Here is a 22,429-nt window from a genome sequence, read left to right on the forward strand (position 1 = left end):
CGGTGGCGGCCGGCGCTGCACGCGCCGCCCGAATCGCGGTATCCGGTCACGGCGAGGAGGGGCTGTGGCGTGGGCGGACGAGCAACTCCAGGAGGTGGTCCTTGGGTCCTTCCTCCAGGTGCACGCGCAGCGCCTCGACGGCCGCCTCCCGCTCCGACTGCGGCACCCGATCCCGCGGCGGCGCCAGCCGGTGCGTGCCCTCGCGGGTGTACGCGTAGTACTCCTCGCGCAGCAAGGAGATCATCACGGCGTCGTGGTAGGTGCCGTCGAGGTAGAAGAAGTCGCGCAACAGGCCCTCGACGGTGAACCCCCTGCGGATCGCCATGCCGACGGTGCGCTGGTTGTAGATCCCCACGATGCCCTGGATGCGATGCGCGTTCAGGGCGTGGAAGAGGTGTTCGATGGCCGCGTCGACGACCGCGGCGCCGTAGCCGTCGCCCCACGTCCGGGAGTCGCCGACGCCGATGCCGAACTCGTAGCTGCCGGGGTAGGTCACCTGGCGGTAGTCGACGGCGCCGACCCGTTCGCCGTCCTTGGTGACGACCATCAGGTAGGTGTGGCCGCTCTCGCGCGCGTGCTCGCGCAGCTCCTCGCCGGAGACGAAGGCGACCGTCGCGGATGCGTAGACCCCCGTGAGCGAGGAGGACCACGCGGCGAGCAGGTCGTAGTCCTCGGCCGTCATCCGGGTCAGGGACAGGCTTCTTCCTGGATTCGTCATGGGTGCTCCCCTGTCGTGGTGCCGGGACCGTCGGTACTGTGGAGGGACGAGGCGCTGTCCGGCGACAGATCGCAGCTGTCGCCGGACAACGCTCGTGGTGCGGGTGTGCACTACCGTCAGCAGTGCCAGCTGGCGAGGCTCACCGGAAGCTCGGAACCCTCGGTCGAGGTCTCCAGCTCCTGAAGGTCGAGGATCGTGGCCATGTGTGTTCACCTCCCCCCTACGGCTCGGTCGATCGGGAGTCCGTACCGAGGTGCCTCGGCCGGCGTGCGGCCGAGGTCGGTACGGAGAAATGGGAGCAACTCGGCGGCGGGGTCCAGGGCCACGGTCAGGCCCAGGAGCACTCCGGCGTTTCCGGTCGCCAAGTCCATGGAAAGGCGCAGGCTTTGGTCGCCGGCGAAGGCGAGGTGTCCGCGATAGGACAGCGCGAACGCGGCGGATCGGCGCAGATGGCCGGCGATGACGGGGTCGGGGTCGAAGCCCAGGTCGTGCCGGCGCAGCCGCGCCAGCGTCGCGATCAGGCCCGCGCGGCCGTTGAACAGGTGTGACTCGACGGCGAGTTCGGGTCGGCAAATGCCCGCGATCGCGCGGATGGCGGCGCCCAGCCTCGGTTCCTCGCGGTGCACCAGCACCTCGTCGGCGACCAATGCGATGCCCGCACTGCCGGTGGCCAGATAGCCGAGGGTACGTCGCCCCGGGTCCAGCACCTGGAGCGTGCCGTCGGGCAGGAGTACACACTCGTCCAGATCGCGGCCGAGCGCCTCGACGGCCCGGTCCAGGTAGGTCTTGTCGCCGGTGGCCTCGAAGCAGCGCACCAGGAACAGCGCGGCTCCCGACCAGCCGTGCATCAGGCCCGGCCGGTGGGACGCGCCGGCCCGCCACCCGCGCGTCACCGCGTCGACGATCCGCTCGGCGATGCGTTCGGCCTGCCGGCGGGACTCCTCGTCCTGGTGTCGTTGCGCGAAGTGCAGTGCGTTCAGGCCGATTCCGGACAGGCCGGTGAACAGCGAGACCCCGTGCACGTCGTCGGTGAGTGCGTATGCGTCGTGGAGCAGCGCGTGCGCCCGCTCGGGGTGCCCGAGCCGATCCAGCGTGTAGGCCGTGCCGTGCAGGCCGGTGTGGAAGCCCGGTTGGCGCGGCGGGCCGGCGTCGACCGCGGCCAGGAGCCAGCGCACGTGTTCCTCCGGGCATCCGCGGCCGGTCACCGTCAAGGCCCACAACACGCCGGCGGCTCCGTGCGCGAAGGCGGCGGGCCCGTCCCGGAATTGCCGCGGGTCGCCCGGGTGGAGCCGGTCGGCCCGTTCCGGCGTGGCGCTGAGTCGGATCGTCTCGGCCAGGGACGCGCACACGGCGTCCCAGTCGGTGTCCTCACCGGCGGGATCGACGTCGGCCGGCTCGCCGAGCAGTGCGCGCCGCCGGGCCGCGAGCGCCGGCGCCAGGTCGGGGGCGACCCGGTCGACGCGGCCGTCGACGACGCCCATGTCCCCTCGCACGGCGGCGGCGAACGCTTCGGGGTCGGGGATCGGGAAGCGGCCCAGGACGGTGGCGAGGGTCTGCTCGACCTTGGTCGGCCCCAGCGGGAAGATCCGGGTGTTGGGCAGGAACGCCCACAGGCGCAGCGCGGCGAGCGCGTACCGGTCCCGGGCCTCCCCGGTGGGACACCACGGAGCGGCGAAGCCCTGGGCACCCATCGAGGGACGATATGCCTCGTCGGTGCGAAAGGCGGTCTCGAAGTCCAGGAGCGAGATCGTGTCGCCCTCGTCCACCAGGATGTTGCCCGGATGCAGGTCGCCCAGGCACACGCCGAGCGCGTGGATCCGCTCGACGACATCGCGGACGCGGTCCAGCAGGGCCAGCGCGCGCTCGGTGTAGCGCGCCACGTCCTCCTCGCCGGGGTCGGGCCGAAGCAGCGCGTGGGTACGCCCGGCCCACGCGTACAGCGCCTCCCCCACGCGCTCCTCCAGAACCAGGAATTCGTGCTCCCAGACTGTGAAGTAGCCCTCGACACGCGGAACTTCCGGGATGTCGGCGAGTTGCTCCAGGATCGCCCGCTCGCGACGCAGCCTCGCCACGGCATCGTCCCCGCCGCGATCGAGACCCGCGCCCGGCCGGGCCTCCTTGAGGACCACACGTCGACCGTCGACCAGTCGCTCCGCCAGATAGACCCCGCCGCCGTTGGAGAAGTGCAGCGCACGTTCGATCCGATACGGGAACTCCGTGCCCGCGTCGGTGTTGCGCACCGCCAGGTGGGACTGAAGGAAATCCGGGATGGTCACCCATCCCGGCACCGAGAACGTCGGCCGGCGCCGATCCGGCACCAGCTTGCCGTCCGGGCGTTCGAGGGCGGCCACGAGTTCGTCGTCCTCGTCGAGCACCCGCATCTCGCGAAACGCGCCGTAGCGCACGTAGAGCGGCCCGTTTCCCCACCGCAAATCGCTGAGCACGTACGGCCCGGGCCGGCCGTCCAGCCTTGCCGACAGTTGCTTGAGCACAGCGTGGCACTCGGCCTCGTCGTGCGGGTAGAGGACCACGACCTTGCCACCGGACGCCCTGGGGGCGTACTTGGAGCCGAGCACGAGTTGCAGGTGTGCGTCCCTGAGGTGCTTGAACGGCAGGCCGCGCGCCACGCAGTACTCCCAGACGATGTCCAGGGTCTCCGGTGCGCCGGCGAGGGTGGCCGAGATGTGGATCTTCCAACCCTGGCTCGGCGGATCCACGTCCTCGGGGCGCAGCACCACCCAGACGCCCTCGCCGTAGCGCAGCCATTCGGCGGGCAGTTCCCGTGTGGTGGCCGCGAACTCGTCCTCGACGCGCGTCGCGCATCGACTCGGAGTGTCGTAGAAGACCAGATCCGACCACCCGAACAGATGATGGTTGCTCTCCATCCCGCCACCTTCCGCCCGGGGCCACTGTCGTCGGGAGCAGCCTCGCGGGCACGGCTTTATGGGCGGTATAGGCAGGGTATACAAGGCCGTTCGGCCTCTTCTTGCCGACGAGAGAGTCAAGCCGCGGCCGGGGGTGGTCGCGGTTGCGACGGCGGTCACGATTGTTGTCGCGGTCGCGGTTCCCGGTTGCGGTTCGCGCGCCTGAGGACCTGAAGACAAGTGAGAAGGAGGGCACCGTACCCAGCTCCACCCCCACGCCGGCCTGCGGGAGACGATCACCGTCAGCACGGGAAAGCAAGTCCGATGAGCACGCGTTCGCCCGGGTTCAGCTCGACTCGTGAACGTCCGTGCGACACACGAGGTCGCACCGTATGGGGAGAGAGGGACCGTCGAGGGTGCGATGTGGGAGGCGAGTCGGGCGTCGTCATCGCCGCCACGGCCGCTACGCGGGACGACCTGGTGGGCAGTCGTGGCGGCGGTGGGGTTGGCCGTGGCGGCCGGCGACCACGCGCTGGGCTTTCGGGAGGCCCTGACGGGGCGGCAGTTCGATGAGGAGGACGGGCCTCGGTGGATCGTCGGGGTCGCCGTCGCGGGCGTGCCGTTCCTGGCGTGGGTGGCCGGTGCCCGCTCCCACACGCTTTTCCGCCCGGGTGCGCATCCCCGGGAGTTCTGGATCGGCTCGACCTACCTGGAATACGGGCCACTCTCGGTCGCCGTGTCCCCCGACGAACTCGTCGGCACCCGGCACGACCCGACCGGCGCCCGGGCGACCCTCACCGCGGACGGCCGCTTCGACGCGAACGGCCTGCCCGGTTCGCAATGTCAGCACAGCGACCCGACCCACCTGCCCGCCCCGATCGACCAACGATGGCCGGGACAGGGCCGCCGGACATACGAAAGGGGCACACTCACCCTGACCGCACCGGCTCGCGACGATCGCCAACCCCCTTCGACCCCACCGGAGTTCACCCTCGAAGAACTCCAGCCCAGGGGCTCACACCAGGCCCCACGCCGAGACCCCACCTGAGCAACCCGGACGCCGGACTCCGATACGAACTCCGCAAGGAGTAGCGCCCAACGACCGCCCCTCGGACACGTCCGGAACGGAATCGAACGTCGAGCGTCGCCGAGTACAGCACCCCACCACCATGCACGGCCCGCCAGTGATCAGGGACGCGAGGCCATGGGGCGGCGTGCGACCATCCTCGGAGTGCTCATTGCGTCGATGGGTCCCCCTGCGCCCCTGTTCGGCTCCGCTCTCCCTTCTTCCACCTTCGCATCACCGCAGCCGACGCGGCGTCACCCAGGTCGAACCGCTCCTCGTACGCGAACCAGACCTCGGCCCGGGCGCGCAGGTCGCGGTCGACGATCAGTCTCGCCAGCGGTCCGAGGGCCCTCAGCATCTCCTCGAGTTCGACCAAGTGAACAATCTCCTGGTCCTCGGGGAGTTCGTCCTGAGTCGGCGGTGCTCCGGCCCGGTGAACGGATGCCTCCAGGGTCCGAGCCTCCTCGCGCCTGCGCTCGGCTGCGGCCAACGCCGCCTCCGGTGACAGGGGGATGGCATCCAACGCCCACTCGAAGACGCTGTCGACCTCGCCCGAGATGAGATCCACCGGTTCCTCGAGCAACGCAGCGCGTTCCAGGAGCCTTGCGGTCAACGCCACGCCCGAAGCCGTGGACAGGTCGCCCGTGACCACGGCGAACCTCGCCGCGTCGAGACCGAAGCGCAGCGCCCGGGCGCGCTCGTCCGGCGTAGCCCGCGAGAAGCGGGCGAGTTCGGAACCCGCGGAATCGACCACGAAGAACCACCAGTGAGCCGGCGTACCGTCCGGAAACCTCCCCCGGAGCCATTCCCCGCGCCCACCGGAACCGAGGGATCGAAAAGCGAGGAAATCGCCTTGTTCGACGGCCATCACTTGCCTCCCAGGTCCGTGATGCCACGGCGAAGAACCGGAACCCCGGCTCGTTCGAACGCGTTCACGCCGTTCATCAAGAACTCTCCCGAGCATGCCGCGCAAGGCGTGTAGTGCCCGGTGTGATTATTGATGTAGGTAACCATGCCACGTGGGCCGAACTGCACCTCGCCGGCCCCATTCACCGGCCTCCCCGCGGTCAGGATCGGATGCTTGATCCCTGCCTGCGCCGATGCCATCCGCAGGACTCCCTCCCCGTCCACCGACCAGATGTAACGACCACCGGAACCGACGGCCTCAGTGAACTCCGCCGTCCCCGCCGCAAGAGGAGACACACCGGAGAATTCGGCCTCGAGCATCTCCAATGACAGCTTCTCCGGCTGGTTGTTCGCCACCGGGCCGCAAACATTGTGAACGAGGACCGGGGTGTCCGCCGCCAGTACGTAGTACGTGTGGACACCATCCACGGTGAGGTCGTGGGTGCGCTGTTGTTCGCGGAAGTGGCGGGTGGCGCCGACCTGGACCCAGGTTCCGGTGGACGTGCGCAGCCATTGGCCGGGCTTCAGGTCTCCTGCGTTGATCCACTGTTTGAGGTCGGGGGACCAGAAGGGGTGGTTGGTGGTCGCGATGATGGAGGCGTCGCCGTTGTCGGTTTCGACGGTGAGGTCGACGAAGTCCTTGTCGTCTTCGGTGGTGATGGAAGCCAGGACGGTGCGGGGCTTGGTTTCGCCGGTCTCCGGGTCGGTGGCCAGGACGACGTCGCCGGGGGCCACGTCCTCGATGGGCTTGCGGGTGCCGTCGGCCATCAGGACGCCGGTTCCGGGGACGAAGCTGTGGGTGCCGCAGACGCGTTGCACGACCTTGCCGCCGACGATGCCGGCTGCGCCGCCGGCCACGCCCCAGGCTCCGCCGGTGACGGTGTCCATGGTGGCGCCGAGGAGGCTGTGGTCGGCGTTCGGGTCGAGGGTGTTGTTGAGGTATCCCGTCGTCGCGCCGCCGATGCCGGCGCAGATCAGGACCGATCCCGCTGCGATGCCCCCGGTGGCGGCGGTGGCGGTGCCGGCGGCGAACAGGCATCCGCCCTCGGCCAGGACGCCACCCGCGATGGCGACCCCCTCGCGCCAGTGGTCCTTGGCGAACTTGGTGGCCTGGCTCGTCTTCTTCTTGGTCCAGCCCCAAGCCTTTTGCAGGCCGTTGCGGTTGTCCGGCTTGCTCGTCTTCGGCTTGGGTTTGTCCATGCAGTAGTTGACGCACTGGGCCGTGCCGCCGGGGGCGGTGGGCGAGGTTGTGGTCTGGTCCGTACCGGAGCCGCCGCAGGACATCACGTTGCCGCAGTAGACGGGGTCCGGGTCGCAGGCCATGACGTTGCCGCAGTACTTCATGCCGGAGGGGTCGGACTGCGTCAGCGGGTTGTTGTTGCCGTAGGTGTAGCCGTGCATCTGGCCCGCGTCGGCGAGGTCCATGATCGGGTCGACGCTGATGAAGCGGCCGAGGCTTGGGTCGTATTCGCGGGCGCCGACGTGGGTGAGGCCGGTCGAGTCCATGGGCTTGCCGAGGAAGCCCTTGTCGTCGGGCCATTGGCCGTTGGCCTGGGTGGGTTGAGTGCCGCGGGGTTCGCCGAAGGGCTTGGACTGACGGCGGGTGGTGGTCAGGTCCATGGCGTCGAGAATGCTGGTGGGGGTGCCGTGGTGGTCGGCCGCCATGTATGCGACGCCGCCGTTGCCGCTGCGAACGACCGTCGCGCCGCCGGCGGTGGTGTAGTAGCGGGTGCCGACGACGGGGCCGGACTGGTCGGTGTTGGTGGTGAGTTCGTCGCTGCCGAGGTAGAGGGTGGTCTTGCCGGCCTCGCGACGGATGATGCGGGCACCGTCGGCATCGTAGACGTACTCGCTGCGGCCGGTGGTGGAGACGACCTCGGTGAGCTTGTCCTCCTCGTTCCAGGTGAGGGTCTGGAGGTTCGCGTCGACGCCGGGGCGGGTCTTCGTGTTGCCGGACTGGTCGTAGGTCGGACCGGTCGTGACGGCTTCGCGGGTACCGGTCTTGACGGTGACCGAGTCCAGGCGGTGCGTACGATCGGTGGGTGTGGTGCCGGGGCGGTAGCCGTATTCGGTGGTGACGTTCTTGGCCGGGTCGCCCGTGGGGTCGTGGTCGACGAGTTTGGTGCGGTTGCCGACGACGTCGTAGGTGAAGGACTGCCAGTACGGGTCCGGGCCGCCGACGGTGTTCTGGGACGGGGTCTGGGTGGTGCAGCCGCCGGTGCCGGGGACGTTGGGGGCGGGCAGGGTGGTGACACCTGCGGTGTTGGTCCATGCCTCCTTCAGGCGACGTTTGCCGTCGTAGACGAAGCACTGGGTGTCGGTGGTGTTGTTGTCGCGCTTGGTGCTGACGGAGGTGACGTCGCCAGACGGCTTGTAGGTGTAGGTGGTCGCGTCGACGCTGGTGGTGGTGCCGGTCTCCTTGTCCCAGTTGGTGGACAGCAGGCGGCCGGTGGCGGGGTCGTAGGTGCTGGTGAAGGCCGCCTGGCGGGGCTGGGCGCCGAGGGTGGCGCGGATGTTGCGGCCGAAGGGGTCGTAGTCCGCCCAGTTCAGGTAGCCGCGCGCGCCACTCACCTCGGTGGGCAGACCGCCGTCGTTGTAGGCGTAGTCCAACGCCTCGGCAGGCAGACCACCTTGAGCCGGGACGGTGGTGCGGGTGGGCAGGCCCAGGATCGGCTCGTACTCGGTGCTCGTCTGGTAGATGCCGGCGAGTTTGCCCTCGGCTGCGGGGACGGTCGTGCGGGTGCCGGTGGGCAGGTAGGTGCCGGGCTTGAATCCGGTGATCTCGCTCGTGTACTTCGCGCCGGTTTTGCCGCCGACGTAGCGGGAGGAGCCGTCCGCCTGGCCCTTGGCGAAGCGGTCGTAGGTCCACTCGGCGAGAAGATTCGCGTCGGCGACCGAGTCCTTGTAGGAGGCGGTCTTTCGACCCAGGGTGTCGTAGGTGTACGCCAGTTTCCGGCCGCCGGCGTCGGTGGTACCCACGACGCGCCCGACCAGGTCGTAGCGGGTGTCCAACGGGCCCTTGTCCGGGTCCTCGACGTGGGTCTTGCGGCCCAGGAAGTCGTAGGTGTACGTCCAGGTGTTGCCGCCCGCGTCGGTGACGGTCTTCAATTCCTCGCGCGGGGTGTACGCGTAGGTGATCTTCGAGAAGTCGGTGCCGGTGGGAAATCCGCCGTTGTATTCGCGAAGTTCCCTCGGCTTGCCGCGCGCGTCGGAGATCGACACCGTCGCGGTTCCCCCGGCCGGCGGGGTGGTCCGGGTCTCGTCGGCGCCGACGTAGGCGGTGGTGGTACGCCACTGCTCGATGCCCTTGGACGCGAACACCTGCGCGATGGTGCGGCCCTGGCCGTCGTAGACGATCGCGTTCTGACCGGAGACCTCGTTGTCGTTGCCGACGAACACACTCGTATCCGGACCCGATGTGCGGTTGAAATACGGCTGATTCGTCTTGACCGGGCGGCCGAGACTGTCGTGGAAGGTGTCCGTGATCACGCGACCGGGGTCACCCGTCGCGGTCGTCGACTGGGTCTGCCGCTCCTGAAGGAAACTGTTCAGGATCCGGTGCGAGACGGCGTACGTGTCGTTCAGGCGCAGCGTCCTGGTCGTCACCACACTCGGGCCGGTCTTGCTGGGGGCGTACGCGAACTGCAGGTCGGCGTTCTGCTGCTTGGTGCGCCCCGGCTTCCACACCGCGAGCAACCGGCCCAGGACGTCGTACTCCTGCTCCACCACCAGACCGTTCACGTCCACGGCCTTGACCGGCAGATTGCGCGCGCCACCGAAGGTCGTCGTGGACGTCCAGCCCGTCGGACCGGTGACCGCCACCATCGTCGGCAACGAGCCTGCCGTGGGGGTGTAGGCGGTCGTGGTGACCTTGTTCTCCGCGTCGGTGGCCTTGGTGACCCGGCCGTACGCGTCGAACTCGGACTTGGCGGTGGTCACCCAGTTCGGGGTGCCGTCCGCCCTGTAGTCCACCACCGCCTCGGTCGACGTCGTGTCACCGAGCGCGCCGACCTCGCCGAAGGGTTTGTTGTCGTAGAGCGCGTGGGACCAGGCGTAGACGGTGTCCTTGGACGCGGTGGCATCACAGGCACCGGCCAAGGATTGAACCTCGGTGGGTTTGCCGACGATCCACGCGGCCGTGTTGTGCGCGTACGTGGTCTTCGTGCAGTACTCCGGCAGGCCGTCCGCCTTGTCCGAGACCGTCTCCGGGAGGCCGTGCACCGCCTCGAACGTGGTCGTCTTCGACGTCTCACGCCAGGATGTGCCGTCGGCGAGAAGGCTGCGGGTGCGGGTCTTCGCGATCGCGGTGCGCTGTGCGGTCAACGGAGGCAACCCACGGACGCGGCCGTGCGTGGCGGTAGCCCCAGACGAGAACGGCGTGTTCAGTGTGGTCGTCGTGACGGTGCCGTTGTCCCCGGTGAACGTCCGCGTCTCGTAGGCGAATCCCGCGTGCTGGTTCGCGTCCACGATGTTCTGGCCGGTGGAGTCGGTGAGGGTGACGGCCCGCTTGGTGCCGTCCTTCTTCACGTCACCGTCCATGCCGCGCAGGTAGAACGCCGTCGACTGGGTCACCGCGTCCCTCGGAGCGACACCGGCGCGGGTGATCACCTGGCCGTATCCGCGGAACTGGTTCCAGGTGCGGCGGTCCTTGCTCTTGGGCTTGGACGCTTCCTTGTCCTCGGTCAGTTCGGAGTCGTCGCGGTGCCATGCCGCGCCGCCGACGTATTCGTAGCGCGTCGAGCGGTTCGGGGCCGTGGTGGCGATGTCGTGTTCGGTGACCTCGGCGACGGTGTACTTGTGGAACCAGTGCAGGACCGGCTCCGCGTCCTCGTCGTAGTTCCACCACATCGGGTAACACGCCTTGGAGTTGGCATCCGGCGTGGGCAACGTCGCCGGGGTGCACTCCCCGTCGTTGTAGGTGACCGTGGTCTGACCACCGGTCTCGTTCGTGACCCCCGTCAGACGACGACGGTTCATCGGCGGCGCCAGGTCACCACCGGCGTCGACACGGTTGTGCTTGAACTGGCCGGCGAAGTCGACCGAGGGGACATCGATCTTCCGCGTGCCCTCCCAGGCGGTGCGGGCGATCGAGTTCAACCACAACGTCGGCGACGAACCGTCCTGCGGATCCGGATAGTCCTGGTCCAACGCGTACTCGTCGACCGTCTGGTAAGCGGAACCGACCAGGGACTGCGTCGTGATCTTCGTCAGACGACGGGTGGAGAAGAACGACTGGCCGTACTCCGCACATGTACCCATGGCGGCGCACTGCTTGTCGACGGGCACATCCGGCCACTTGGCGGCGTTGGGCTTGGTCATCTTGGCCGGGTCGCAGTCGAACCCGTCCTTCTTCAGGCACCGTTCGGCGGTGTCGAAGAGGATCTGCGCGGTCGGCTGCGTCGTGTCGTCCTTCTTCGACCCGTACGTGATCTTCGCGAGCGTGCCGCCACGCGTGTACTCGGTCAACGTGCCCGAACCGACCAGAACCGCACCGCGCATGTACCGGTTGACCTCGGTGTTGTACCAGTGGGTGACCATCCCGCCGCGCGGATCGATCACGTAGTCGAGGTTCCAGCGCCACGCCTGCTGACACCACGACGCGTCGAACCCGGATGCCTTGTTGCACGGCTCGCCCGCGTTGTTCCCGTACACCGGCGCGGACCAGGTGGAGTTGGTCGCCGGGCCGGTGGTGGTGCCGGGCTTGTGGCCGACGCCGAAGTAGTACTGGACACCATCGCCCGTGGTCAGCCGCCAGTACTCACCGTTGTCGTCACCGTTGACCGCACCCGCGAACGGCTCGATCCGGGAGTCGTCGTCACCCTCCAGCCGCCACTTCGACTTGTCCGTGTCGTCCTGGACCAGCGTGGACGACTTGCCGTTCAACGAGAGCGTCAGCGAGTTCCGGTTCGACCAGCACTTCTCACTGGACTTGTCCTGACCGTCACGCGCACACGAGTCATACGAACGCTCCACGAAGCCTGGCGAGTACTCCCAACCTTCACCGAGCCACGACGCCTGATTGTTCGTCGACGTCGTACGACCGTCCACCGAGCCGGAGTTGTACGACAGGTTGACGGTGGGCGCGGCACCTGCGAGCGCCGGCGGCACGGCGACGTTGTACGACCAGCTCATCGAACCCGAGTTGCCACCCGCCGACCACGAACCCGACGAGGACAGTGAGGTGGCCTTGTAGTCGCCGGAGGGGCCCGACGCGCCCGCGGTCAGGCCGAGGACCATCGCACCGCCCGCAGCCGGGGTGGCGGGCAGGTCGACATCGGCGAGGACACGGTTCTTTACGCGGTCGTTGCGCGTTCCGGTCACCGGGGTCTTCACCCTGCAGGCGGCGATGTCCGGGGTGGTCAGCGCGCACTCGGGCATCGACACCATGCGCAGGCGCGAGGACCAGTCGGCGCCGAACGCGTCCTTGAATCCGGCGTAGTCGATGCCGACGGTGACCTTGCCGGGATCGGTGGCGGTGGCGGCGTCTGCGTGCCGGACGGTTACCAACACGGCATCGACGCCGGCCTTCTCGGCGGCGGCGTGATCGGCGACGGTGACCTTCACCCGTCCCGGGGCGCCGGCCGCAGGATCCGCAGGGGCGGCCGTACGCAGCGGGCCGGGAGCGCCTGTGTCGCGGGCGGTGATCCAGACCGGAGTGCCCGGGGCGTTGCCGCCGGTGGGGGCGGCCAACAGGGACGAGCCTCCCCGCGCGACGAACGACGATGCGGGGGCCGGGACGGTCTCGGACTCGGCCTGCTTCGGCCACACGGTCGCGGTCGGCTTCCACGTGGGGCGGCCGTCGCCCTTGAGCGGCGTCGACTTGGCGACGCCCTCCTTCTTCCCGTTCACCGACGGCGTCTTGGGGAGGTCCCCGGGCGACCAGGCACCGGGATCAGGCGCGTTCTTGATCCAATCCACTGCCTGCGCCGGACCCACACTCGCCATCAACGCCAGGATCGTCGTACCCGAAACGAACAGGCGCGTCGAACGCGACCAACGACCCATGACGAACCCCCCAGCCGGAGCGCACGGATCCCGCCCCCGAACAGGCGCGAGACCACAGACGCAGCGCACCGTACGGGCCCAAGTCCCTTGCTGACAATGGGAGTTGCCGAGGTGGATGTGGGCTTCGTCACAACAACCCGGACCGGCCTTCGAACGTCCCCCCGAGGTCGAATCACCCGTTGCGATCCATAGGCGGCAATCCGATCGCACGACGGTGCGGCGCGAGGACTTGTCGACACCACGACTTCTCGAAGTGACCTACGTCACATGATTGAACGTCTGGCCAACTGGCTGGCTCCAGCCGCACATGGACGTTCGCGCTGCTCGAACACGACACCTCGAGAGCACTGAATCCGACGCGAATCGGCCGCCGCAAGTGCGCGCCGGGGCTTCCTGTTCGGAGCAGGTGTCAGCGGTCGCTGTGGACGTACCTGCGGGCGGGACAGTGTGGCGAACAGGGCGATCGACCACAGAGCGGTCGCGATGACCGGGTGGGCCGGCGGCCGGGCCGGGTTCTCCAGGGTGGCGCCGGGGTTGCCAAGGAGTTCGCGGGCGGACTGGGCCGCCGCGCTCACCGGGTTCCAGTCGGCGACGGCGCGCCTGTGGCTTGCGCAGGCGGAGATCGACCTGGCGGCCGGAAGCGAGTCCCTGCGGGGCGCCACGCGGCGTCGACGGTGAGCCGGACGGTGTCGCCGCAGCGCTCCGCGACCGGTGACACGGGTACAGATCTTCAGCGCAGGATGCCGGCCCAGTGGTCCAGGACCGAGGGAAGTTCCTTGGCGTCCACCCATGCTCGGAACAGTTGGTCGCCCCGCTGTTTCGGCGCGCCGGTATGCACGGAGACGATCACACGGTCGTGCATGAGCGCATCTTCTCTGCACCTGTGATCTTCGGTCCACACGGACACGTACCCCTGGCGATACATCAGCGGTCCGATCTCGTGCATCTCCCCGACCGCGGAGCCTCCATTTACGTCCATGTACCGGGACTCTATGCCCCGCGGCTCGATCAGTCGTACGACTCCGGGTCGGTGATGGCAGTCGCGCCCTCGCGGATCGCCGCGCGGACGGCGCGGGTGGGTCAGGTGGTCGGCGATGCCGTCGAAGGTTGCCGCCGGCCGCAGCCAGGTCACTCTCGCCTCCGGGGCGACGCCGCGCAGCACGACCCAGGAGCCGGCCCAATCTGACGTGGCCCGCATCGTGGTTCGTCTTCCGGGAGGGTTCGCACGTGATCGCCTGCGCTACGCCTCCCGTCCGCGACGTCGCCGTCCTGGTGCGCCTCGCCCGACGGCAGGGCTCGGACATGTGCGTGATCACCGCCCCCTACGGCCGCGGCTTCGTCGACGTCCGGCCCTGAACGCGCTGACCGGCACCCGGTCCGCAGCAAGTACAAGGGTGCGCGGCGCCCTGCCCGAGGTTCACGCGCGAACCCACACCGAATCGTGGCCGCCACCGGGACTACATCGAACTCACAGCACCTCCGGAGCTACACCACAAGTAGGATGCGGGCATGATGGAGGACTCCGATTTCAGTGTGATGCTGGCGTGGTTGCTGGACCACAGAGAGCTCGCCGTGGAGGAGTTCGCCGATCACGCGAGGTTGACGGCAAACGAGGTCCGAGCAGTACTCGCGGGAGAAGCCCCCGGCGAGGGGATGCTGCGACGAATCGCGCCTGCCCTGGGATTCCAGACCGTCGATCTGTTCATCCTCGCGGGAGTGGCGGTCCCGGACGACCTGGCTCCTTTGGACGGCGCGGCTGAGGAGTGGGCACCTTACATCGTGATGGACGCGGTACACCTCCCGGTAGCAGCGCGGCGTGAACTCCTGCGGCTCATCCGTTCACTGCCCCAGGAGGAAAGGCTTTCCGTCTTCGTCCCGAAGCCGCTCGCGGCCCTCGCCGATCGGGGCGGAGCGGTCGTCCGCATGCTCCAGTACCGCAATCTGAGCTGGACGGGCATGCAAAGGGCCTTGGCGGTCGTGACGCCCACGCTCCTGTCGGCATCCACCTACGGTTTGATCGGCTCCGGTCACAAGGAGCTGACGCCTCGCCTGGTAACGGACTTCGCAGCCTTGTTGGGGATCGACGCTCGGGAACTGGCAATGCTGACGGGCGTTCACCTGCCCGAGGTGCCGCCACCCCCGCCCCCGGAGGCAGTCGATGCCGCCGCTCTACTGTGGGAAGCGCGGCGCCTGTCCGCCACCCAGGCAAGGCACGTCTCCGAACTGGCACGCTCCATGCGTGGGGACTCCGCCAACTGCTACTTCGTCAACCTGCCTGGAACATGACAGGCGCAGGGCGTCTAACTGCGGAACGGCCCGTCGGCGTGCGTTGGCAAGGGACCGCCTGGGCGCCCACCGTCAGGTGTCGGGCGAGCGCTTCGCCGAGGTGCGCGGCATTGGAGGCGGCCTTGCAGTCTTGGCTACGGAGAGCCACCTGTCTCTTGTCGGCGGTCTCGGGTGTGCAGGGCCTGGTTTCTCATGGATTCAAGGACGCGGCTTTGTGGATCCCGCCGAACGAACCGGAGATCAGGACACGGCTCACCGGCTGGAGCGGCGCGATGGCGACCTACCCCAAGTTCGCCCCGGCCATGCGGAACTACACCGCATCGAAAATCATGTCGCAGGTCATCTTGACAATCTCGGCAATTGATTGGCGTTGCAAGTAGCCTTCAGTCGGAGAATCGCAACGAAGTCGCACCCGCCCCCCGCTCATCTGCGGCCACTCGTCAGATCGAACAAGTAGCCGCAGACGAGCAGGAACTCACTGAGAATATTGCCAGGGTTTCCACTCTGCCTCGGCCGCGTTAAAGCCATTTCTATTCAGAGCGTCTCGCGCCACTGATTCCGCCCCAGACCCATTCGGCGTGTAGTGTCCGGAAAGATTGTCGAATTCGACCATGGATCCGTTCGATATTCTGAATTTTCCAGCCATTATCACAGGTCCACCTCCAGAGAGGCTTGTATGTCCCGCCGGCACGCCGTGACCGAAGAAGACGCTATCGTCGTGAAACGCTCTAACTGATCCGCCCGGCATCACTACGTAAGTGTAGGCGCCATCCTGGAGATTTCCTCCTCTACTCACCATTGAGCCTGCGGGGAGGGGGGCCTGCAGCTCGGTGTCCGTACCGGGGCGCCCCGGAACGTACATCCTTGTGTGACCAGTGCTTGGATCGCAATTGTGCACAAGGACCGGGGTTTTGCCCGCCAGCGCATAATACGTGTGCGGTCCCTCGACGGTGAGGTTGTTCACCTGTCGGTGCTGAGTCCACTTCCTGATGGCCGTGATTTGTACGTAGGTACCTGCGGAAGTTCGCAGCAGGTCACCGGGCGTCAGATTTTCGGCATCGACCCAGTCTTGCCGGTCTTCGAGCCAGAAGGGGTGATGATCGGTGGCGGTGATCGTGTCGGTGGCCGTGCCGCGGTCGCCGTCCGTGTCGACAGTGATTTCGACCAGGGATTTTTCGCCGATCCCGGTGATCAGCGCGGTGACCTGCTGTGGCGAGGTTTCGCCCGACTCGGGATCGGTGGCCATGACGAGGTCCCCGACCTTGACCTCGCTGATCGGTTTACTCGAGCCGTCGGCGAGTAGTACGAGCGTCTCGGGCAGGAAGCTGTTGCAGCCTCCACCGGTCTTTCCAGCGAGGAGTTTGGCGGTACTTGGGGACACGTTCAACGGGACGAGTCTGGAGCCGGTGGGACCGATCTCGCCGGTCTGGAGCTTGGATGAGGCGTTCCACCACCAGTAGACCTTGCTGAGTTCGGAGCCCATGCACTCGTCGGTCTCCTGGCATGCCTGGAACAACGACATCGCCTGGACGGTCCACTTGTACTTGAGGTCCGGGCTGTCGTAATGCTTGGTGTTGAACGCGTAGTTCTTGGAGTAACGCTGTTTGAACTCGTACTGGTTCTTCACCGGGAGCGGCAGGTCCCTGCCGTCCGGACCGACCCACGGGTCGTCCGGGGCCGGCGGAGTGGCGGGCTGGGGCCTGCCATGGTCCGGAGTGTTCCCGCCCTGGCAGAAGGGCTCGCAATCGTCGAGAGGTCGCAACCCGGACGGATCGCTGGAGGTGAGCGGGGTGTTGTTGCTGTAGGTGTAGCCGTGCATCTGCCCGGCGTTGGTGAGGTCCATGATCGGGTCGACGCTGATGAAGCGGCCGAGGCCCGGGTCGTATTCGCGGGCGCCGACGTGGGTGAGGCCGGTCGAGTCCATGGGCTTGCCGAGGAAGCCCTTGTCGTCGGGCCATTGGCCGTTGGCCTGGGTGGGTTGGGTGCCGCGGGGTTCGCCGAAGGGCTTGGACTGGCGGCGGGTGGCGGTCAGAGTGGCGGCGTCGAGGGCACTACTGGGAGTGCCGTGGTGGTCGGCCGCCATGTAGGTGATGGTGCTCGGGGCGTTGCGGACGACCGTGGCGCCGCCGGCGGTGGTGTAGTAGCGGGTGCCGACGACGGGGCCGGACTGGTCGGTGTTGGTGGTGAGTTCGTCGCTGCCGAGGTAGAGGGTGGTCTTGCCGGCCTCGCGACGGATGATGCGGGCACCCTCGGCGTCGTAGACGTACTCGCTGGTGCCGGTGGCGGAGGCGACCTTGGTGAGCTTGTCCTCTTCGTTCCAGGTGAGGGTCTGGAGGTTGGAGTCGGCGCCGGGGCGCGTCTTGGTGTTTCCGGACTGGTCGTAGGTCAGGCCGGTGGTGACGGCCGCGCCGGTACCGGGCCTGACGGTGACGGTTTCCAGGCGGTGGGTGCGGCCCTCGGGCTGGGGACCCGGGCGGTAGGCGTATTCCGTGGTGACGTTCTTGGTCGGGTCGTCGGTCTTGTCGTGGTCGACGAGTTTGGTGCGGTTGCCGACGACGTCGTACTCGAAGGACTGCCAGTACCCGTCGGGGCCGCCGATCGTGTTCCTGGTCGGGGTCTGAGTGGTGCAGCCGCCGGTGCCCGGGACGTTGGGGGCGGGGAGGGTGGTGACGCCGGCGGTGTCGGTCCAGGCTTCCTTGAGGCGGCGTTTGGCGTCGTAGGCGAAGCACTGGGTGTCGGTGGTGGCGTTGTCGCGCTTGGTGCGGACGGAGGTGACATCGCCGGAGGGTTTGTAGGTGTAGGTGGTCTCGTCGACGCTGGTGGTGGTGCCGGTCTCCTTGTCCCAGTTGGTGGACAGCAGGCGGCCGGTGGACGGGTCGTAGACGCTGGTGAAGGCCGCCTGGCGGGGCTGGGCGCCGAGGGTGGCGCGGATGTTGCGGCCGAAGGGGTCGTAGTCCGCCCAGTTCAGGTAGCCGCGCGCGCCACTCAGCGAGGTGCGTAGGCCGCCGTCGTTGTAGGCGAATGTCAGACCTTCGGCGGGCAGGCCGCCGTGCGCCGGGACGTCGGTGCGGATCGGCAGGCCCAGGATCGGCTCGTACTCGGTGCTCGTCTGGTAGATGCCGGCGAGTTTGCCCTCGGCTGCGGGGACGGTCGTGCGGGTGCCGGTGGGCAGGTAGGTGCCGGGCTTGAATCCGGTGATCTCGCTCGTGTACTTCGCGCCGGTTTTGCCGCCGACGTAGCGGGAGGAGCCGTCCGCCTGGCCCTTGGCGAAGCGGTCGTAGGTCCACTCGGCGAGAAGATTCGCGTCGGCGACCGAGTCCTTGTAGGAGGCGGTCTTTCGACCCAGGGCGTCGTAGGTGTACGCCAGTTTCCCGCCGCGGGCGTCGGTGGTGCCGGTGATGCGGCCGACCAGGTCGTAGCGGATGTCGGACGGGCCCTTGTCCGGGTCCTCGACGTGGGTCTTGCGGCCCAGGAAGTCGTAGGTGTACGTCCAGGTGTTGCCGCCCGCGTCGGTGACGGTCTCCAGTTCCCCACGCGGGGTGTACGCGTAGGTGATCTTCGAGAAGTCGGTGCCGGTGGGAGATCCGCCGTTGTATTCGCGAAGTTCCCTCGGCTTGCCGCGGGCGTCGGAGATCGACAGCGCCGCGGTTCCCCCGGCCGGCGGGGTGGTCCGGGTCTCGTCGGCGCCGGCGTAGGTGGTGGTGGTGCGCCACTGCTCGATGGCCTTGGACGCGAACACCTGCGCGGTGGTGCGGCCCATGCCGTCGTAGACGACCGCGTTCTGGCCGGAGACCTCGTTGTCGTTGCCGACGAACACACTCGTCTCCGGCCCGGACGTCTTGTTGAAGTACGGCTGGTTCGTCTTGACCGGGCGGCCGAGACTGTCGTGGAAGGTGTCGGTGATCACGCGACCGGGGTCACCCGTCGCGGTCGTCGACTGGGTCTGCCGCTCTTGGAGGAAGCTGTTCAGGATCCGGTGCGAGACGGCGTACGTGTCGTTCAGGCGCAGGGTGCGGGTGGTCACGACGCTCGGGCCGGTCTTGCTGGGGGCGTACGCGAACTGCAGGTCCGCGTTGTCCTGCTTGCTGTGACCGGGCTTCCACACCGCGAGCAACCGGCCCAGGACGTCGTACTCCTGCTCCACCACCAACCCGTTCGCGTCCACGGCCTTGACCGCGAGGTTGCGGGCGCCGGCGTAGGTGGTGGTGGCGGTCCAGCCGGTGGGGCCGGTGACGGCCACCACCGTCGGCAGGACGCCCGCGGTGGGGGTGTAGGAGGTCGTGGTGACCTTGTTCTCGGCGTCCGTGGCCTTGGTGACGCGGCCGTAGGCGTCGTATTCCGACTTCGTGATGGTTACCCAGTTGGGGGTGCCGTCCGTCTTGTAATCGACCACCGCGTCGGTGGACGTGACGGCGCCGACCGCACCCACCTCGCCGAAGGGCCTGGAATCGTAGAGGTTGTGGGACCAGGCGTAGACGGTGTCCTTGGCGGCGGCGGTGTCGCAGGCGCCGACCAGGGATTGGACCTCGGCGGGCCTGCCGATGATCCACGCCGCGGTGTTGTGGGCGTACGTGGTCTTCGTGCAGTACTCGTGCAGGCCGTCGGCCTTGTCCGACACCGTATCCGGGAGACCGTGGACCGCCTCGAAGGTGGTGGTCTTGGAGGTCTCGCGCCAGGATGTGCCGTCGGCGAGAAGGCTGCGGGTACGGGTCTTCTCCGTCGCGGTGCGCTGCGCGACCAGCGGGGGCAGGCCGCGGGCGCGGGTGTGGGTGGCGGTGGCGGCGGACGAGAACGGGGTGTTGAGGGTGGTGGTGGCGGCGGTGCCGTTGTCGCCGGTGAACGTCTGCGTCTCGTAGGCGAATCCGGCGTGCTGGTCCGCGTCCACGATGTTCTGGCCGGTGGAGTCGGTGAGGGTGACGGCCCGCTTGGTGCCGTCCTTCTTCACGTCACCGTCCATGCCGCGCAGGTAGAACTTCGCGGACTGGGTGACCGCGTCGGCGGGGGCCACACCCGAGCGGGTGATCACCTGACCGTAGCCGCGGTACCGGTTCCAGGTGCGGCGGTCCTTGCTCTTGGGCTTGGACGCTTCCTTGTCCTCGGTCAGTTCGGAGTCGTCGCGGTGCCATGCCGCGCCGCCGACGTATTCGTAGCGCGTCGAGCGGTTCGGGGCCGTGGTGGCGATGTCGTGTTCGGTGACCTCGGCGACGGTGTACTTGTGGAACCAGTGCAGGACCGGCTCCGCGTCCTCGTCGTAGTTCCACCACATCGGGTAACACGCCTTGGAGTTGGCATCCGGTGTCGGCAGCGTGGTCGGGGTGCACTCCCCGTCGTTGTAGGTGACCGTGGTCTGACCACCGGTCTCGTTCGTGACCCCCGTCAGACGACGACGGTTCATCGGCGGCGCCAGGTCACCACCGGCGTCGACACGGTTGTGCTTGAACTGGCCGGCGAAGTCGACCGAGGGGACATCGATCTTCCGCGTGCCCTCCCAGGCGGTGCGGGCGATCGAGTTCAACCACAACGTCGGCGACGAACCGTCCTGCGGATCCGGATAGTCCTGGTCCAACGCGTACTCGTCGACCGTCTGATAAGCGGAACCGACCAGGGACTGCGTCGTGATCTTCGTCAGACGACGGGTGGAGAAGAACGACTGGCCGTACTCCGCACATGTGCCCGTGGCGGCGCACTGCTTGTCGACGGGCACATCCGGCCACTTGGCGGCGTTGGGCTTGGTCATCTTCGCCGGATCGCAGTCGAACCCGTCCTTCTTCAGGCACCGTTCCGCCGTGTCGAAGACGACCTGGGCGGTCGGCTGGGTGGTGTCCGTCGATTTCGAGCCGTAGGTGATCTTGGCGAGCGTGCCGCCGCGGGTGTACTCGGTCAACGTGCCCGAACCGACCAGAACCGCACCGCGCATGTACCGGTTGACCTCGGTGTTGTACCAGTAGGTGACCATCCCGCCGCGCGGATCGATCACATGGTCGAGGTTCCAGCGCCACGCCTGTTGGCACCAGGACGCGTCGAACCCGGATGCCTTGTTGCACGGCTCGCCCGCGTTGTTCCCGTAGACAGGGGAGGACCAAGTCGAATTCGTTGCCGGATCCGCGTTGTTGCCGCCCGGCTTGTGGCCGACACCGAAGTAGTACTGCATGCCGTCGCCGGTGGTCAGGCGCCAGTACTCGCCGTTGTCGTCGCCGTTGACCGCACCGGTCAACGGCTCGATGCGGGAGTCGTCGTCGTCCTCCAGGCGCCACTTGGACTTGTCGGTGTCGTCCTGGACCAGGGTGGAGGACTTGCCGTTCAGGGACAGCGTCAGGGAGTTCCGGTTCGACCAGCATTTCTCCCCGGACTTGTCCCGACCGTCTCGCGCACAGGCCTCGTAGGAGCGTTCGACGAAGCCGGGTGAGTACTCCCACCCCTCGCCGATCCACGACGCCTGATTGTTCGTCGAGGTGGTACGGCCGTCGACGGAGCCCGAGTTGTACGCCAGGTTCACCTGCGGGGCGGTGCCGCCGATCACCGGGGGGACCGCGATGCCGTACGACCAGTGCATCGAACCCGAGTTGCCACCCGCCGACCACGAACCCGACGGGGACAGGGATGTGGCCTTGTAATCCCCCGACGGACCCGACGCATCCGCGGTCAATCCGAGGACCATCGCACCGCCCGCGGCCGACACATTCCCCGAGCGGGCAGCAGCGACCGGGGCTACGGGCAGGTGGAGATCGGCGAGGACACGGTTCTTTACGCGGTCGTTGCGGCCACCCGCGACCGGGGTCTTGACGCGACAGGCGGCGACATCCGGAGTGGTCAGCGCGCACTCGGGCATCGACACCATGCGCAGGCGCGAGGACCAGTCGGCACCGAACGCGTCCATGAATCCGGCGTAGTCGATGCCGACGGTGACCTTGCCGGGATCGGTGGCGGTGGCGGCGTCTGCGTGCCGGACGGTTACCAACACGGCATCGACGCCGGCCTTCTCGGCTGCCGCGTGATCGGCGACGGTGACCTTCACCCGTCCCGGGGCGCCGGCCGCAGGATCCGCAGGGGCGGCCGTACGCAGCGGGCCGGGAGTGCCTGTGTCGCGGGCGGTGATCCAGACCGGAGTGCCCGGGGCGTTGCCGCCGGTGGGGGCGGCCAGCAGGGACGAGCCTCCCCGCGCGACGAACGACGATGCGGGGGCCGGGACGGTCTCGGACTCGGCCTGCTTCGGCCACACGGTCGCGGTCGGCTTCCACGTGGGGCGGCCGTCGCCCTTGAGCGGCGTCGACTTGGCGACGCCCTCCTTCTTCCCGTTCACCGACGGCGTCTTCGGCAGGTCGCGGGGCGACCAGGCGCCCGGGTCCGGCTCGTTCTTGATCCAACTCGCCGCCTGGGCCGGGCCCACGCTCGCCGTCAACGCCAAAATCGTCGTGCCCGTCACGAACAGACGCGCCGAACGCAATCCCCGTCCGCGTCGGGCCCTCGACCCCCACGACCAACCCCGCACGACGAACCCCCACCAGGACAGGACGGATCCCGCCCCGAACAGGCGCGAGACCACGGACGGACGGCACCGTACGCGGCAAATTCCTTGCGAGTAAA

The 22,429-nt window shown here is 68.1% G+C and carries 10 protein-coding genes; 3 read left to right on the forward strand and 7 right to left on the reverse strand.

Annotation, left to right across the window (positions count from 1 at the left end; genetic code table 11):
- Nucleotides 1-46: 46 nt before the first annotated feature.
- From OG948_RS02595 to lanKC, 3 genes are all read right to left on the reverse strand, one after another.
- On the reverse strand, nucleotides 47-718 hold the full coding sequence (locus OG948_RS02595; protein ID WP_406293467.1) for a GNAT family N-acetyltransferase: 672 nt from the start codon (nucleotides 716-718) through the stop codon (nucleotides 47-49).
- A gap of 116 nt (nucleotides 719-834) precedes the next feature.
- Nucleotides 835-921 carry a class III lanthipeptide gene (locus OG948_RS02600; protein ID WP_360305939.1) on the reverse strand — a complete coding sequence of 29 codons (87 nt, stop codon included), beginning with the start codon at nucleotides 919-921 and terminating at the stop codon, nucleotides 835-837.
- A gap of 6 nt (nucleotides 922-927) precedes the next feature.
- Nucleotides 928-3,603 carry a class III lanthionine synthetase LanKC gene (lanKC, locus tag OG948_RS02605; RefSeq protein WP_406293468.1) on the reverse strand — a complete coding sequence of 892 codons (2,676 nt, stop codon included), beginning with the start codon at nucleotides 3,601-3,603 and terminating at the stop codon, nucleotides 928-930.
- A 478-nt stretch (nucleotides 3,604-4,081) separates the two neighbouring features.
- Here lanKC and OG948_RS02610 point away from each other — a divergent pair, with 478 nt between their 5' ends.
- Complete coding sequence (locus OG948_RS02610; protein ID WP_406293469.1) at nucleotides 4,082-4,630, forward strand: hypothetical protein; 549 nt, start codon at nucleotides 4,082-4,084, stop codon at nucleotides 4,628-4,630.
- A 187-nt stretch (nucleotides 4,631-4,817) separates the two neighbouring features.
- Here the strand turns inward: OG948_RS02610 and OG948_RS02615 are convergent, their stop codons facing one another.
- The 3 genes from OG948_RS02615 to OG948_RS02625 all read right to left on the reverse strand — a co-directional run bounded on the left by OG948_RS02615 (nucleotide 4,818) and on the right by OG948_RS02625 (nucleotide 13,421).
- Nucleotides 4,818-5,402 carry a hypothetical protein gene (locus OG948_RS02615; RefSeq protein WP_406293471.1) on the reverse strand — a complete coding sequence of 195 codons (585 nt, stop codon included), beginning with the start codon at nucleotides 5,400-5,402 and terminating at the stop codon, nucleotides 4,818-4,820.
- A gap of 113 nt (nucleotides 5,403-5,515) precedes the next feature.
- Entirely contained in the window at nucleotides 5,516-12,559 is a 7,044-nt protein-coding gene (locus tag OG948_RS02620) for an RHS repeat-associated core domain-containing protein (RefSeq protein WP_406293472.1), read from the reverse strand.
- Between the two features lie 730 nt (nucleotides 12,560-13,289).
- Complete coding sequence (locus OG948_RS02625; RefSeq protein WP_406293474.1) at nucleotides 13,290-13,421, reverse strand: hypothetical protein; 132 nt, start codon at nucleotides 13,419-13,421, stop codon at nucleotides 13,290-13,292.
- 365 nt (nucleotides 13,422-13,786) lie between these two features.
- Here OG948_RS02625 and OG948_RS02630 point away from each other — a divergent pair, with 365 nt between their 5' ends.
- Nucleotides 13,787-13,915 carry a hypothetical protein gene (locus OG948_RS02630; protein ID WP_406293475.1) on the forward strand — a complete coding sequence of 43 codons (129 nt, stop codon included), beginning with the start codon at nucleotides 13,787-13,789 and terminating at the stop codon, nucleotides 13,913-13,915.
- Nucleotides 13,916-14,068: 153 nt separating this feature from the next.
- Nucleotides 14,069-14,845, forward strand: coding sequence for a hypothetical protein (locus OG948_RS02635; protein ID WP_406293477.1), 777 nt, complete (start codon nucleotides 14,069-14,071; stop codon nucleotides 14,843-14,845).
- A 475-nt stretch (nucleotides 14,846-15,320) separates the two neighbouring features.
- On the opposite strand, the gene OG948_RS02640 is transcribed toward OG948_RS02635, so the two are convergent.
- On the reverse strand, nucleotides 15,321-22,244 hold the full coding sequence (locus tag OG948_RS02640) for an RHS repeat-associated core domain-containing protein (protein WP_406293478.1): 6,924 nt from the start codon (nucleotides 22,242-22,244) through the stop codon (nucleotides 15,321-15,323).
- Nucleotides 22,245-22,429: the final 185 nt, after the last annotated feature.

Origin of the sequence: Embleya sp. NBC_00888, assembly GCF_045207655.1 — a bacterium.
Taxonomy (GTDB): Bacteria; Actinomycetota; Actinomycetes; order Streptomycetales; family Streptomycetaceae; genus Embleya.

Bases quoted from the DNA above. Each gene is read 5' to 3' on its own strand.
- OG948_RS02595 (WP_406293467.1), bottom strand. From the start codon at position 718: ATGACGAATCCAGGAAGAAGCCTGTCCCTGACCCGGATGACGGCCGAG.
- OG948_RS02600 (WP_360305939.1), bottom strand. From the start codon at position 921: ATGGCCACGATCCTCGACCTTCAGGAGCTGGAGACCTCGACCGAGGGT.
- lanKC (WP_406293468.1), bottom strand. From the start codon at position 3,603: ATGGAGAGCAACCATCATCTGTTCGGGTGGTCGGATCTGGTCTTCTAC.
- OG948_RS02620 (WP_406293472.1), bottom strand. From the start codon at position 12,559: ATGGGTCGTTGGTCGCGTTCGACGCGCCTGTTCGTTTCGGGTACGACG.
- OG948_RS02625 (WP_406293474.1), bottom strand. From the start codon at position 13,421: ATGCACGACCGTGTGATCGTCTCCGTGCATACCGGCGCGCCGAAACAG.
- OG948_RS02635 (WP_406293477.1), top strand. From the start codon at position 14,069: ATGATGGAGGACTCCGATTTCAGTGTGATGCTGGCGTGGTTGCTGGAC.